The organism is Macrococcoides goetzii (assembly GCF_002742385.2).
Taxonomy (GTDB): Bacteria; Bacillota; Bacilli; order Staphylococcales; family Staphylococcaceae; genus Macrococcoides; species Macrococcoides goetzii.
Genome location: NZ_MJBI02000001.1, coordinates 952,060 through 965,926, shown reverse-complemented (window position 1 = coordinate 965,926; position 13,867 = coordinate 952,060). Strand labels below are relative to the sequence as shown.

Below are 13,867 nucleotides of genomic sequence, written 5' to 3'. Positions count from 1 at the left end.
TTATTATGTTCAAGAAAAGTAAAAGTAAGATAAAAAATAGAACGGAAAAAGCTAGAAAATTAATCACTTTAGAAGATCCTAAATCACCTGTGTCAGAGCAATTCAGAACTTTACGAACAAATATTTCATTTTCGACACCAGGTAGCCAATTACAAAAGTTACTTGTAACGTCTTCTGTGCAACAAGAGGGTAAATCAACAGTTTCAGCAAATCTTGCATGTGTATTTGCACAAAATAATACAAAAGTATTATTCATTGATGCAGATATGCGAAAACCGACTGTTCATAATACGTTTGGGGTAAAAAATGCAGTTGGGCTGTCAACATATCTCACAGAGCAAAGTACCTTGAAACAAACAATTCAACCAACTGAGGTAGAAAACTTAGATATTATGTCAGCTGGGCCAGTCCCACCAAATCCTTCTGAGTTATTAAATTCAAAAAATTTAGACATAATGCTAGATGAATTATGCACGTACTATGATTTAATAATCTTTGACAGTCCTCCAGTTTTATCTGTAACTGATTCACAAATTATTTCAGCAAAAGTAGATGGCATGGTATTAGTTATTGATAAACAAGAAAATAATAAATCAAATGTTAAAGAAGCACGTGATTTATTAACTGTAAGTGAAAACTCAAAATTATTAGGTATTGTATTTAATAATGATGAGTATGACACAGATAAGTATTACGTTTATCAATAATTAGTTATAGAGAGGATTTTTTGTATGCATAAGAATTTCAAAACGTTACTACTTGTATTAATCGATACCTTAATAGTAATTGGCTCAGTATTTCTTGCCTGGTCAATTATTAAAGGATCGACTCCTGAGCCGAATATATACTTTGTAGTGACAGCGGTATCGATTTTATTAGCTTATCTCTTATTTGCCTTCTTATTTAATCTGTTTAATAGATTGTGGATATATGCAAGTGTTAAAGAATTATTATCTATTGTTTATGCCGTAACTTTAGCAGTATTTGTCGGTACAGTATTAACATATTTAGTTTTAACTTTGATGAAAGAAACGAACAACATTATCTTTGGTGCAGTAATCATCATTTGGTTATGCCTTATCGTCTTTATTGGAGCAACTCGTATTTTCTTTAGAGTTTTCAAAAAGAATAATGAGAATACTGAAGAATTTGAACGTGTTTTAATATTTGGTGCTGGTCGAGGCGGTACAACACTCGCACGCCAAATGGAAAATGTACCTTCTATGAAAATGAAGCCGGTAGTATTTTTAGATGATGATGTTAACAAATATAAGCAAGTCATTAACGGTGTAAAAGTGATGGGTTCTAGAAATGATCTACGTGCTTCTATCGATAAATATAATATTGATAAAGTAATTCTAGCGATTCCATCGTTGACTCAATATAAATTAAAAGAACTTTACGATATATGTATTGAGTCAGGCGTTAAAGTTCAAATAATGCCTAATATTGATGATGTATTAACAGGAAAAAAAGAAGTTGCCCATCTTAAAAATATTGATTTAGAAGATTTACTCGGTCGAGATCCTGTTAGATTAGATTCAGATGGTATTCGAGATGAAATTAATAATAAAACAATATTAATTACTGGCGCTGGAGGCTCTATTGGTTCTGAGATCGTTAGACAAGCTTCTAGCTTTGGTCCAAAACGTGTGTTATTAGTAGGTCATGGTGAGAATAGTATCTATAACATCACAATGGAAATGAAGAATCGTTTTAAAGATGGACATATTAATTTTGTACCTGTTATTGCCGATATTCAGGATCGTGACAGAATGTTTAAAATTGTTGAGAGATATCGTCCAGACATCGTGTTCCATGCTGCAGCACACAAACATGTACCATTAATGGAAGCTAATCCTAAAGAAGCGATTAAAAATAATATTTTTGGCACAAAAAATATTGCTGAAGCAAGTGATGCATTTGGCGTTAAAACATTTGTAATGGTGTCAACTGATAAAGCAGTTAATCCGCCAAATATCATGGGTGCGACTAAACGTTGGGCAGAAATGGTTGTACAAAATTTAGACAAGCGATCTGACACTAAATTTGTTGCTGTACGTTTTGGTAATGTATTGGGAAGTCGAGGATCGGTTATTCCATTATTTAAGAAGCAAATTGAAAATGGTGGTCCTGTGACAGTCACACATCCTGACATCACAAGATATTTCATGACGATTCCAGAAGCGAGCAGATTAGTTATACAAGCAGGTGTACTTGCTGATGGTGGAGAAGTGTTTGTTCTTGATATGGGAGAACCAGTAAAAATCGTCGATTTAGCCAAAAATGTTATCGAACTTGCGGGCTATTCAATCGAAGATATAGGGATTGAGTTTACTGGATTAAGACCTGGTGAAAAAATGTACGAAGAATTATTGAATGAAAATGAGGTTTCTGAAGATCAAGTTCATGAAAAAATTTATGTTGGTCGTGCAGTACCTAAAGACTATGATGCGTTAATGGCAGATATTGATCGTTTAATGTCAATGTCTGATGATGATGTTAAGGCACTTGTGATCGGTGAAGCAAATAAGAAGTTTTAATTATAACCGAACAAAATAAGTGAGTAGGAGTACAAGCAATGGAAAAAAGTCAAATAAGAACTGCTGTAATTTTCACAGCGTTTATTACAATAATGTTTTTAATAACCATCGCTTTGTATTATGTGAGCTTAGCTACTGGATACCATGGTCTTGCTATACCTATTTTAGGTGGTAGTGATGATGGAGTATTCTATTTAGAAAATGCACTTGAAATTAAGAATGGTGGCAATGCCATTCTTACTTCAGTGCATGTTCTTGTATTAGGCTATGTTTTAAAGCTCTTTAATACAGAATATGTATTTTATTTGAAGATGTTTAACTTTTTAGGTGTCATACTATTTGCGATTGTTTCGTATTTATTAATCCGTACATTAGTTGGTAGTCGACATGCAATGAATCTTTATAGTTTGTTTTTAGGAATGATGCTACTATTTATTAGTTTCGTTTATGTTTCAACCATTTCCATTATCCGCGATATTTGGATATTTGATTTCTTTTTGTTAACGGTTTGGTTATTTGCTATCTTTCTAAAATCAAATAGTATTGCAAAAGTTTTATTAATAATACCTATAATGTTATCTATGTTTCTATTATTTAGTTATAGAGATTATGCGGCAGCATCATTTTTGGGAGCTGCCGGATTATTTATCTTCTTTAATCGCAAAAATAAATCTACAAATACTGGATTCGTAATTATTACTGTACTTGTATTACTTGGGATTTACTACACTGCCTTAAAAGACTTCCAAATTCCTTTTGTTGGCTTAAGCTTAGCAGATGCCTTAAATTATCGTAAAAATGGACAAGAATTATATGCTGGTGCAAGTCAGTTGAATATTTCACTGGACCAACCTAATTATATTTTCTTCTTATTCAGTTATGCTTATAGTCTACTGAGTAATGCTTTAGGACCATTACCATTCCAAGTGCGTGGATTTAGTACACTAGTTTTATTCTTGACAGAATCAATACCTATGACAATTATTTTCTTTTATATATATAAAAATAGAAAATCATTAGAATATCTTGATAAAATGTTGCTAACACAAGCGTTAATCTGGTTCCTTTTTATCGGTATTACGAATGACAACTTAGGTACAGGTTCACGTCTTAGAATTTCAGGTTATCTATTTATCCTGTTGGTATTTGCTAAACATTTCTATATGAAAAATTGGGGCAGAAAAATAGATGAAAAACATGAAATTTCGCAAAAGAAAAGTCAGTTTGTAAATCGCAGATGAGGTGAACTATGGATTTCTTAAAATTAAGAGAAGAGTTTAAAACACAAAGTTATGATTCAATTGTTCTAGCGACAACTTCTAATCACAATTCAGATTTTTTACGCTTACCTGATAAATATATTAATGGTCAGAAATGTATGAGTTTTTCAATAGCTAATCCAACGATAGCTACGGAAGTAATTCAAACCTTTGATGGTACTGCAAAATATATTTATGTAGATGTTGAAAGAAAGCAAAATATAGATTTTATTACGATTGCACAAGAGAATATACAAATAAGTCGTTTACGTGAAATGAAACCCAATGATTTAGCTATGGAAGCGGCAGATATTTTAATCTACAAAACAATTAAAGATAAGAATTCAAATGTATTAATTGTTGGTACAGGAAATATAGGTATTAAACTTGCTATACGTTTAACAGAACGTAACTATAATGTCTTCTTACACGGACGTAATAGAGAGAAAGTGGATAACTTTGTAACGATGATTAATCAAATGTTACCTAAATATAGTAAAAAAATTAAAACTTGGAATGAAGAATCTATTGATGTATTATGTACGATGGTTTCTGCAGTCGAAGTTATTGATGATTCATATATTCCATACTTAAAGAATGATGCGCTTGCAATCGATGGAGGCATCGGCAATTTCTCTAAAGGATTTATTAAAAATGCACATTTAAAAGATATCAATGTATTACGTTTAGACGTACGAATTTCAAATGACCTATTAAATGGTATAGATCAATCTTATAATTCTAATTTCTTTACTGATATTAAAGGTGAAAAGGATTTTAATGGTATCCATATCGTATCTGGTGGTATTATTGGAAAAGAGGGAGATGTAATCGTTGATCGAATCCATATTCCTAAACGCGTTATAGGTATTGCTAATGGCATCGGTGGTGTAAAACCAGTTGATACAATCAGTGATAAAGAAAAAGAACAAATCAATATCATTAATGAAGAAATTCGAAAAGAGGCAGATAGAAAATGAAAAGACTATTTGATATCGCAGTAAGTGGGACAGCACTTGTATTACTTAGCCCTGTTATCGTAACTTCTGCAGTGCTGATTAAGAAAAAGCTTGGTTCACCCGTATTATTTAAGCAAACTCGTCCTGGTAAAAACGGTGAACCATTTGAGATTTACAAATTTCGTACAATGACTGACGAGAGAGATACACAAGGTGAATTATTACCTGATGCAGAGCGTTTAACTGATTTCGGTAAAACATTACGTAAACTCAGTATCGATGAATTACCTCAATTGTTAAATGTGTTAAAAGGTGATATTAGCTTAGTCGGACCTCGTCCATTACTGATGCAATATTTACCATTATATAATGAACATCAAAAACGACGTATGGAAGTTCGACCTGGAATTACTGGGTGGGCACAAGTAAATGGTCGTAATAACATCAGTTGGGAAGAAAAATTTGATTTAGATGTATGGTATGTTGACCATCAAAGTTTTATACTAGATTTATACATCATATACTTAACAGTTGTAAAAGTATTTAAGCAATCAGATATTAGTCAAGATGGGCACGCTACAGTACCAGCATTTACTGGTACAAAATAAAATCGTAATAAATGAAAGAGGGCATTATAATGAATAAACGTTTACATTTATCAATTGCACATATCGGTGAAAATGAACAAAAATATGTTAAAGAAGCATTTGATCAAAATTGGGTTGCTCCTCTCGGACCTAACGTAGATAAATTTGAAGAAGTAGTATCTAATTATGTAGGAAGACATTCAGGTGCGGCTTTAAATTCTGGAACTTCAGCGATTCACTTAGCAATTAAATTGTTAGATATTAAAGAAGGAGACACAGTCTTCTGTTCATCACTGACTTTTATTGCAAGTGCAAATCCAATTTGCTATGAAAAAGCAACGCCTGTATTTATCGATAGTGAACGCGAAACATGGAATATGTCTCCTGTTGCATTAGAAAAAGCATTAAAAGAAGCAAAAGCTGATGGTAAATTACCGAAAGCAGTTGTGATTGTAAACCTTTATGGTCAACCTGCGAAGTTCGATGAATTACTTGCATTATGTGATGAATACGGTGTACCAGTAATTGAAGATTCAGCTGAAAGTTTAGGTGCTGAATACAAAGGAAAGAAATCAGGATCTTTTGGTAAGTTCTCTATCTTTTCATTCAATGGTAACAAAATCATCACAACAAGTGGTGGTGGCATGTTGATGACAGATGATGATGAATTAACGAAAAAAGCTCGTTTCTTATCTACACAAGCTCGTGATCAGGCTATTCATTATCAACATAGCGAGGTTGGATACAATTATCGTTTAAGTAACGTATGTGCAGGTATTGGTCGTGGACAAATGGAAGTTTTAGATGATCGTGTAAATCGTCGTCGTGAAATCTTTGAAATTTATGCCCGTGAGATTGGCGATATCGATGGTATTGAATTAATGCCTGAATTAGCAGAAACGAAATCAAATCGTTGGTTAACAGCTTTAACGATCGATCCAGTTAAATTAGGTATTCAACCAAATGATTTAATTGCTAAATTAGCTGAAGAAAATATTGAATCTCGTCCTGTATGGAAACCATTGCATATGCAACCAGTATTCGAAGGTACTAAGTATTATACACATGATGAAGATGTTGCCAAAGATTTATTCGAAAGAGGATTATGTTTACCATCAGCTTCATTAATGACTGACGAAGATGTTGTATTTGTTTGTGATTCAATTAAGAAAATTATTCAAAAATAAATTTAATTAAAAACTGAAATGAAAGTTTCAGTTTTTTTTTGAATAAAGTGAAAAATGAGCTGTTGAAAGTGGGTTTTATATGAAAAACTTTTGGCGACTATTATTAATATTTACCATTCTTTTATATATTGGAAGCACATTAGTATTTACAATCTTTCATCATCAATTCAAACATCTAGCGATAAATGATAATATAAAATCAAGTAATTGTGTATTGGTTTATAATCCTGAACAAGATAAAGAGATATTAAGCACTGCAAAACAATTATTAGTTAAAAATCCAGAAAGTAAACTTATATATACGCCTTTTATTGTCAATGATGATGTTAATAGTTTACAATTACTGAAAGAAGTAGGCATTAATAAGTCGAGCGTCTTGCCGGAATATTATAGCATTTCTATGAAAGATTCAGCGATAAGTGCTGCTGAAATTATGCATAATGAAAATATGGATGATTGTATTCTTGTTGGGCGTGACTATGAAATGAAGCGATTAGTTACAACCTTTGAGAAAAATAATCCATTATTTACCTTTTATCATCAGTCAGTTAAATTAAAAGGTAAAAAATATTTAGAAACAACTGAAGGTAGAAAATCAGCAGAACATGAGTTATGGCAATATCCAAAACTATGGTTAAATCGATAACAGGGGGAACAAATCAATGAAGAAGAAATTGTTTGGCATTATCGGTGTGTTATTATTATTAGTAATCATTGCAGTGGGAATTGGAATATGGAGTTATAACAATGTTGATCATGGTGATAAACCGAAGAAAAGCGATGTAATCATAATGATTGATGGTGGAGATAGTGGTCGATATACTGAAACTGGTCGTTTCTATGAAGAGAATTATGCACCTAAAGTCATGATTTCACCTGCAATTGAAGATAAAAATGGTTTAAATAATGTTAAGGCAGTAGAAGAAGCGGGTGTACCAAGTAAGGCTATAATAAAAGAGAAGAAGGCGACATCTACCTGGACAAATGCTACTGAAACTTTAAAATTAATGAAAGCACATAATTTAAAGTCAGCGTTAGTAGTAACAAGTGATTATCATGCAACGCGTACGAAACTTGCATACGATCGTGCAAATAAAGATTATGGCTATGATATTTCAGTAGTCGGTGTTAAAAGTAAAGATGGACTTAAATGGAATGAATATCAGGCAGGTAAAGATCAAGCATTCCGTGAAGCGTATATTCTTCCCGCATATTGGTTAGGTCTGTATAAAATTATTGACCTATAAACATATTGAAAGCACTAGGTTAAATCCTAGTGCTTTTTATAATGTAAATGTTTTTTTCGCAAGTATATCTTTCAGTGTATATTGATCAAGCACCTTCAAATATGCAGTCAAAGCTTCTCCTAATACACTCATCAAACCACAATGATCAATAATTGGACAAGTATTCGTTTCTCTATCAAAGCATTCAACAATATTGAAATGTTCTTCTGTTTTTCTGATAAGTTTGCCAATATTGATCTCTTCAGGAGCCATCTTAAGAGTAATACCACCACCACGTCCACGGGTAGTTTCAATATAACCTAAAGTACCTAAATTATTTACAACTTTAGTTAAATGATTTTTAGATATATTATAAAATTTTGCAATTTCATCTATTTGTGTGCGTTGCTCTGTTCTTGCCAGAAACATGAGTACTCGTAAAGAGTAGTCTGAGTATAAAGTAAGCTTCATGTTAATCCTCTCCTCATATCAATATTATAGTCTTTTTTTTATCAAAAAAATATTTATTATTTTACTAATTTATGAATATTATTAATGGTTTATGGTTGAGTTTTTCTTAATATAGATGTAACATTATAGATGTGATTTAAAGATGTATTTTAAATACTACTTTTAGGGGGAAGAAAAATGTTAACAGAGGAAACAAAAAGTATTATCAAGGCAACGATTCCGGTTTTAGAAGAACATGGAGACGCAATTACTACAGCATTTTATAAACATATGTTTGAGGAACATCCAGAATTATTGAATATTTTTAATAAAACGAATCAAAAATTAGGGCGTCAACAGACTGCCTTAGCTCAAACAGTAATAGCAGCAGCAAAACATATTGATCATTTAGAAGCCATTATTCCAAATGTTAATCAAATAGCGCATAAACATAGAGCTTTACAAATTAAAGAAGAACATTATCCAATCGTAGGAGAGAATTTAATCTGGGCGATTGGTCATGTATTAGGTGATGCAGCGACACCAGAAATTATTGATGCGTGGACGAAAACATATGGTGTAATTGCTGATGTATTTATTCAAATGGAAAAAGCGTTATATGAAGAAGAAGAATGGCATGACTTTAAACCATTTAAAGTTATTGATATTAAAGAGGAAAGTGCAGAAATTAAATCATATACTGTTATGTCTGATGATATTAAAGTTCAACCGATTAAAGCTGGACAATATATTACGGTTAAAGTACATCCTGAAAACGAAGAAAATGATGCATTACGTCATTATTCAATTTGTTCAATAGATACAACTAAAGGTATTAAATTTGCAGTAAAACGTGATGTAGCCGGTAGTGAAAAGGGAATGGTTTCTAATTACTTACATGATAATGTAAAAGTTGGCGATGAAATTTTATTATCAGCACCTGCAGGAGAATTTACAGTAGATGCACCACAAGAGAAAGATATCGTATTAATCAGTGGTGGCGTAGGTATGACACCAATCATGGCAATGTTAGAAGATGAAGAGAAAAAAGGACGTCATATTAAATTTATCCACTCTGCTTATAATAGAGATGCAGTGCCTTTTAAAGCAGAAATAAAGAAATATCATAATAAAGAAAATGTTCAATTTTTCTTCAATTATTCAGAATCTGTTGGTCGTCTAAATAAAACAAAATTAGCTGATATTATGAATGGTAATGAGGAAATTTATATGTGTGGATCAGTGGCGTTCATGGAAGCCATGTTAGAAGTATTTAATGAAATGAACATTGATCGTAGCCAAGTTCACTTCGAACCATTTGGTCCAAAAATGAGTATAACGATATAAAAAATTTACTGGTACATTTGTACCAGTTAATTTTTTTATATTTACTTCATACTGCGTTTTGCTGCTAATAATGTATTGTTTAATACCATTGTAATTGTTAATGGACCAACACCACCTGGTACTGGTGTAATTGCACTGGCAACTTCGCTTACTTCATCATATTTTACATCGCCAGTAAGTTTGCCATCAACAACTGTATTACCTACGTCAACAACAACTGCTCCAGGTTTTACATCTTCTTTAGTAACCAATCCAGGTTTACCAACCGCAGAAACAATAACGTCAGAACGTTTTAATACTTCTTTCATATTTTTACTGCGTGAATGTAATAATGTTACAGTAGCATTTGCATCAGTTAATAATTTAGAAACAGGTTGTCCTACAATATGACTACGTCCAATTACTGCAACGTCTTTTCCTTCTAAATCCATATCAGCATTTTTTAAGATTTCCATGATGCCAAGAGGCGTACATGGAATATATGTTTCAACACCTGCATACAAACGACCTATATTGATTGGATTAAATCCATCAACGTCTTTTTCGGGTGCAATCTTTTCTAATACTTTTGTTTCATCAATCTGCTTAGGAAGTGGCACTTGCACTAAAATACCATGAACGTTTGCATCATCATTCAATTTTTCAATTTCGTTTAATAATGTTTCTTCTGTTGTCGTTTCATCTAAATGAATTATTTCAGATGACATTCCAATTTTTTCTGCTGATTTTTTCTTGTTATTTACATAACTTTGACTTGCACCATCATTTCCTACAAGGATTACTGTTAAATTTGGTGTAACGCCTTGTGCTTTTAACGCTTCTACTTCTTTTGCTAACCCTGCGCGATAATCTACCGCAATTTGTTTACCATCTAACACTTTTGCTGTCATGAAAAAATCCCTCCATCTTTTTCGAACGATTAAGTTTATTATAGCAAAAAAACAATCAAAAATACGAACGAATATTAATTTTTCAATAAAAAAGTTTGTAATTGTTCGTAATTTACATTGAAAAATCAAACTCTAATTGTTATGCTATATAAGTAATATACACTTAATTTAAAGCGTTTATCAAATAATTCATAAAGGGTGATAAAAGGTGAAGGTAGCAGTAATTATGGGATCTTCTTCTGACTGGTCTACAATGAAGGAAGCTTGCGAAATGTTAGAATATTTTGATATTTCTTATATTAAACAAGTTGTTTCGGCGCATAGAACTCCATTAGAAATGGTTGAGTTTGCAAAGAATGCACGTAATAATGAGATCGATATCATTATTGCAGGGGCTGGAGGTGCTGCTCACTTGCCTGGTATGGTAGCTTCTATGACTACTGTTCCGGTGATTGGTGTTCCAATCGAGACGAAAACTTTAAAAGGAATGGATTCTTTACTTTCTATCGTACAAATGCCAGGTGGAATCCCTGTTGCAACAACGGCTATCGGTAAAGCTGGTGCTAAAAATGCTGGTATACTAGCTGCGCGAATATTGAGCTTAAAAGATGCAAAGCTAATTGAGCAATTGGATCGATTTGAAGCTTCATTAGTAGAGAAAGTTGAGGCGATGCAGAATGACCTTAAATAAGTTTAAAATTGGCCAGTCGATTGGAATTATTGGTGGTGGACAGCTTGGAAAGATGATGGCACAGTCCGCTCAGAGAATGGGATTTAAAGTGAATATTTTAGATCCAGATCCTACTTGTCCAGCAAGATATGTTGCACATAAATTTATTGAATCACCTTATAATGATTTAGAAGGTTTGAAAGCTTTAAGCAGCATTAGTGATGTAATCACTTATGAATTTGAAAATATCAATGCAGAAACATTAAAAGAAATCTGCAGTGAAAACAATGTTCCGCAAGGATTTGAAACCGTTGGCATTTTGCAAAATCGCCTTTCTGAAAAGGAAGCGATTGCATCAAGTGGTGCTAAAGTTGTTCCATATCATAAAATTGATTCAAAAGTATCACTTGATAATGCGATTGCAGATCTTGACTATCCGATTGTATTGAAAACTGTATTTGGTGGTTATGATGGTAAAGGTCAGCTTGTATTAAAGAGTGATGCTGAGCTGGATGAAGCATATAAAATGGTAGAAGATGCAGTACTTGTTGCTGAAAAAATGATCGAACTTGATAGAGAGATTTCTATTACAGCATCACGAAACATACAAGGGGAAATTGTTTACTTCCCTGTACAAGAAAATATTCATCGTAATCAAATTCTTTTTAAGACAACAGTTGAAAAGGAACATGCTTATAAAGATGCAGCAGTTGCAGAAGTTGAAAGAATTATATCTAAAATTCACTTTGTAGGTACGTTTACAGTTGAATTTTTTATTGATAAAACTGGTAAATTATATGTTAATGAAATTGCACCAAGACCTCATAATTCAGGTCATTATTCTATAGAAGCATGTGATTATTCACAGTTTGATACACATATCTTATCAGTAATTGGCTATGCATTACCTAAACAAATTAGACTACACGAAAAAGCTGTGATGTATAACTTATTAGGGCAAGATTTAGATGCTATGGAGCATTATTTCAATGATCATCCGGAATGGCATGTTCATGTCTATGGCAAAGAAGTGAGAAAAGAAAATCGTAAAATGGGACATATTACCCTTTTATTAGACGATAAAGAGGATACGTATTATCCTATATATGAGGAGATGATGTCATGACATTAGTTTATGAAGGTAAAGCTAAACGCGTATTCAATACTGATGATAATAATATTTATCGTATTGAATATAAAGATGAGGTAACAGCTGGTAATGGTGCAAAAAAAGATAAGATGGAAGGAAAAGGGCGCTTAAATAACTTAATTACGAGTTATTTTTTTGAAAGATTAGCAAAAGAAGGCGTTGATAGTCATTTTATTGAACGTACGAGTGACACTGAGCAACTCGTGAAGAAAGTTACGATTATACCGTTAGAAGTTGTTGTAAGAAATTTTGCTGCAGGATCAATTGTGAAAAGATTAGGCTTTGAAAATGGTCAAACATTTGAAAAACCACTGGTTGAATTCTATTACAAAGAAGATGCACTGAATGATCCTTTTATTTCAGATGACCATGTTAAGTTACTAGATCTTGCAAATGATGAAGATATCGCTGAATTAAAACGTCAGGCATTAATCGTTAATGAAACATTGATCAAGATAATGGATGAAATGAATTTAAAACTTATTGATTTTAAAATTGAGTTTGGTAAGGATAGCGAAGGAAAAATTCTCCTGGCTGATGAAATTTCTCCGGATACATGCCGTATTTGGGATAAAGAAACAAATGAAAATTTTGATAAAGATGTTTACCGCAATGATACTGGATCACTTATTGAAACATATACTAAATTTTATAATAAACTGGAGGAATTATAATCATGACTAAAATTGAATTACACATTACTTTACAACCACAGGTATTAGACACTCAAGGACAAGCTTTAACACGTGCAGTACACGATTTAGGATATAAACAGGTTGATGATATTCGTGTTGGGAAAGTGTTATATATGACTGTTGACGAAGCAAGTGAGCAAGCAGTAGCGAATGTTGTAAATACATTAAGTGAAAAATTGTTTGCAAACACAGTTATTGAGGAGTACAGCTACAAAATTATTGAAGATGAGGAGACAAAATAATGAAATTTGCTGTTATTGAATTTCCTGGTTCTAACTGTGATAGAGATATGTTCAATGCAGCTCTAAACACAGGTTTTGAAGCGGAATATGTTGATTATCGAAAAACTTCATTAGAAGGATTTGACGGTGTATTAATTCCTGGAGGATTTTCATTTGGTGATTATCTACGTTGTGGCGCGATGGCTCGCGTTGCTCCGATTGTTTCTGAAGTTAAGCGTTTAGCTGAAGAAGGTCGTCCTGTATTAGGTGTTTGTAATGGATTTCAAATTCTAACGGAGATTGGGTTATTACCTGGTGCTTTAATGCATAATACAAGTCATAAATTTATTTGTCAAAATGAATCATTAACGATTGTTAATAATGAGACGAAATTTACGCATCAATATGATAAAAACGAAACAGTCATCTATCCTATCGCACACGGTGAAGGTAATTATTATTGCTCACCTGAAACATTAAAAGAATTACAGGACAACAATCAGATTATCTTAACTTATAAAAACAATCCAAATGGCTCTATTGAAGATATCGCTGGTATCGTGAATAAAGAAGGTAACGTATGTGGCATGATGCCTCACCCAGAGCGTGCAATGGAATCATTATTAGGTACAGACGATGGCGTGAAGTTATTCCAATCAATTTTAGAAAGTTGGGGGAAATAA

Annotated in this window: 16 protein-coding genes; 14 read left to right on the top strand and 2 right to left on the bottom strand. The window is 32.6% G+C overall.

From position 1 onward, the window contains the following. Positions 1–5: 5 nt before the first annotated feature. The 8 genes from BFS35_RS05065 to BFS35_RS05030 all read left to right on the top strand — a co-directional run bounded on the left by BFS35_RS05065 (position 6) and on the right by BFS35_RS05030 (position 7,782). A complete protein-coding gene (locus BFS35_RS05065) occupies positions 6–707 on the top strand; it encodes a CpsD/CapB family tyrosine-protein kinase (RefSeq protein ID WP_099580633.1) in 702 nt (233 codons plus the stop codon). Positions 708–731: 24 nt separating this feature from the next. Next, positions 732–2,543, top strand: coding sequence for a polysaccharide biosynthesis protein (locus BFS35_RS05060; RefSeq protein ID WP_099580635.1), 1,812 nt, complete (start codon positions 732–734; stop codon positions 2,541–2,543). A 38-nt stretch (positions 2,544–2,581) separates the two neighbouring features. Further along, entirely contained in the window at positions 2,582–3,784 is a 1,203-nt protein-coding gene (locus tag BFS35_RS05055; RefSeq protein WP_099580637.1) for a hypothetical protein, read from the top strand. 8 nt (positions 3,785–3,792) lie between these two features. Further along, entirely contained in the window at positions 3,793–4,782 is a 990-nt protein-coding gene (locus BFS35_RS05050) for an NAD(P)-binding domain-containing protein (RefSeq protein ID WP_099580639.1), read from the top strand. After that, the gene (locus BFS35_RS05045) at positions 4,779–5,369 is read left to right on the top strand and encodes a sugar transferase (protein ID WP_099580641.1); all 591 of its coding nucleotides are present in this window, start codon (positions 4,779–4,781) and stop codon (positions 5,367–5,369) included. The genes BFS35_RS05050 and BFS35_RS05045 overlap by 4 nt, the downstream gene beginning before the upstream one ends. 29 nt (positions 5,370–5,398) lie before the next feature. Further along, positions 5,399–6,535, top strand: coding sequence for a DegT/DnrJ/EryC1/StrS family aminotransferase (locus tag BFS35_RS05040; RefSeq protein WP_117945953.1), 1,137 nt, complete (start codon positions 5,399–5,401; stop codon positions 6,533–6,535). Positions 6,536–6,614: 79 nt separating this feature from the next. Beyond that, on the top strand, positions 6,615–7,181 hold the full coding sequence (locus BFS35_RS05035) for a YdcF family protein (RefSeq protein ID WP_099580643.1): 567 nt from the start codon (positions 6,615–6,617) through the stop codon (positions 7,179–7,181). 16 nt (positions 7,182–7,197) lie between these two features. Next, positions 7,198–7,782, top strand: coding sequence for a YdcF family protein (locus BFS35_RS05030; RefSeq protein WP_099580645.1), 585 nt, complete (start codon positions 7,198–7,200; stop codon positions 7,780–7,782). Positions 7,783–7,818: 36 nt separating this feature from the next. Here the strand turns inward: BFS35_RS05030 and BFS35_RS05025 are convergent, their stop codons facing one another. Next, the gene (locus BFS35_RS05025; RefSeq protein ID WP_099580647.1) at positions 7,819–8,232 is read right to left on the bottom strand and encodes an RrF2 family transcriptional regulator; all 414 of its coding nucleotides are present in this window, start codon (positions 8,230–8,232) and stop codon (positions 7,819–7,821) included. A 177-nt stretch (positions 8,233–8,409) separates the two neighbouring features. Between BFS35_RS05025 and BFS35_RS05020 the strand changes: the two genes are divergently transcribed. After that, a complete protein-coding gene (locus BFS35_RS05020; RefSeq protein ID WP_099580649.1) occupies positions 8,410–9,558 on the top strand; it encodes a globin domain-containing protein in 1,149 nt (382 codons plus the stop codon). 41 nt (positions 9,559–9,599) lie between these two features. Here the strand turns inward: BFS35_RS05020 and folD are convergent, their stop codons facing one another. Further along, entirely contained in the window at positions 9,600–10,448 is an 849-nt protein-coding gene (gene folD / locus BFS35_RS05015; RefSeq protein WP_099580651.1) for a bifunctional methylenetetrahydrofolate dehydrogenase/methenyltetrahydrofolate cyclohydrolase FolD, read from the bottom strand. Positions 10,449–10,656: 208 nt separating this feature from the next. On the opposite strand from folD, the gene purE reads away from it, so the two are divergent. From purE to purQ, 5 genes are read left to right on the top strand one after another with little or no spacing between them, the layout of a single operon-like run. After that, a complete protein-coding gene (gene purE / locus BFS35_RS05010) occupies positions 10,657–11,139 on the top strand; it encodes a 5-(carboxyamino)imidazole ribonucleotide mutase (protein ID WP_099580652.1) in 483 nt (160 codons plus the stop codon). Continuing rightward, entirely contained in the window at positions 11,126–12,244 is a 1,119-nt protein-coding gene (gene purK, locus BFS35_RS05005) for a 5-(carboxyamino)imidazole ribonucleotide synthase (RefSeq protein ID WP_099580654.1), read from the top strand. The genes purE and purK overlap by 14 nt, the downstream gene beginning before the upstream one ends. Continuing rightward, positions 12,241–12,942, top strand: coding sequence for a phosphoribosylaminoimidazolesuccinocarboxamide synthase (gene purC / locus BFS35_RS05000; protein WP_099580656.1), 702 nt, complete (start codon positions 12,241–12,243; stop codon positions 12,940–12,942). The genes purK and purC overlap by 4 nt, the downstream gene beginning before the upstream one ends. A 2-nt stretch (positions 12,943–12,944) precedes the next feature. Continuing rightward, complete coding sequence (gene purS / locus BFS35_RS04995) at positions 12,945–13,205, top strand: phosphoribosylformylglycinamidine synthase subunit PurS (protein WP_099580658.1); 261 nt, start codon at positions 12,945–12,947, stop codon at positions 13,203–13,205. Next, positions 13,205–13,867, top strand: a complete 663-nt coding sequence (gene purQ, locus BFS35_RS04990; RefSeq protein ID WP_099580660.1) for a phosphoribosylformylglycinamidine synthase subunit PurQ — start codon at positions 13,205–13,207, stop codon at positions 13,865–13,867. Before purS ends, purQ begins: the two co-directional genes overlap by 1 nt.

What these genes read in the sequence shown, in the direction of transcription:
- BFS35_RS05055 (WP_099580637.1), top strand. Translation starts at nt 2,582, where the DNA reads ATGGAAAAAAGTCAAATAAGAACTGCTGTAATTTTCACAGCGTTTATT.
- BFS35_RS05020 (WP_099580649.1), top strand. Translation starts at nt 8,410, where the DNA reads ATGTTAACAGAGGAAACAAAAAGTATTATCAAGGCAACGATTCCGGTT.
- purK (WP_099580654.1), top strand. Translation starts at nt 11,126, where the DNA reads ATGACCTTAAATAAGTTTAAAATTGGCCAGTCGATTGGAATTATTGGT.
- BFS35_RS05035 (WP_099580643.1), top strand. Translation starts at nt 6,615, where the DNA reads ATGAAAAACTTTTGGCGACTATTATTAATATTTACCATTCTTTTATAT.
- folD (WP_099580651.1), bottom strand. Translation starts at nt 10,448, where the DNA reads ATGACAGCAAAAGTGTTAGATGGTAAACAAATTGCGGTAGATTATCGC.
- BFS35_RS05050 (WP_099580639.1), top strand. Translation starts at nt 3,793, where the DNA reads ATGGATTTCTTAAAATTAAGAGAAGAGTTTAAAACACAAAGTTATGAT.
- BFS35_RS05060 (WP_099580635.1), top strand. Translation starts at nt 732, where the DNA reads ATGCATAAGAATTTCAAAACGTTACTACTTGTATTAATCGATACCTTA.
- purQ (WP_099580660.1), top strand. Translation starts at nt 13,205, where the DNA reads ATGAAATTTGCTGTTATTGAATTTCCTGGTTCTAACTGTGATAGAGAT.
- BFS35_RS05030 (WP_099580645.1), top strand. Translation starts at nt 7,198, where the DNA reads ATGAAGAAGAAATTGTTTGGCATTATCGGTGTGTTATTATTATTAGTA.
- BFS35_RS05045 (WP_099580641.1), top strand. Translation starts at nt 4,779, where the DNA reads ATGAAAAGACTATTTGATATCGCAGTAAGTGGGACAGCACTTGTATTA.
- BFS35_RS05040 (WP_117945953.1), top strand. Translation starts at nt 5,399, where the DNA reads ATGAATAAACGTTTACATTTATCAATTGCACATATCGGTGAAAATGAA.
- BFS35_RS05025 (WP_099580647.1), bottom strand. Translation starts at nt 8,232, where the DNA reads ATGAAGCTTACTTTATACTCAGACTACTCTTTACGAGTACTCATGTTT.
- BFS35_RS05065 (WP_099580633.1), top strand. Translation starts at nt 6, where the DNA reads ATGTTCAAGAAAAGTAAAAGTAAGATAAAAAATAGAACGGAAAAAGCT.
- purS (WP_099580658.1), top strand. Translation starts at nt 12,945, where the DNA reads ATGACTAAAATTGAATTACACATTACTTTACAACCACAGGTATTAGAC.
- purC (WP_099580656.1), top strand. Translation starts at nt 12,241, where the DNA reads ATGACATTAGTTTATGAAGGTAAAGCTAAACGCGTATTCAATACTGAT.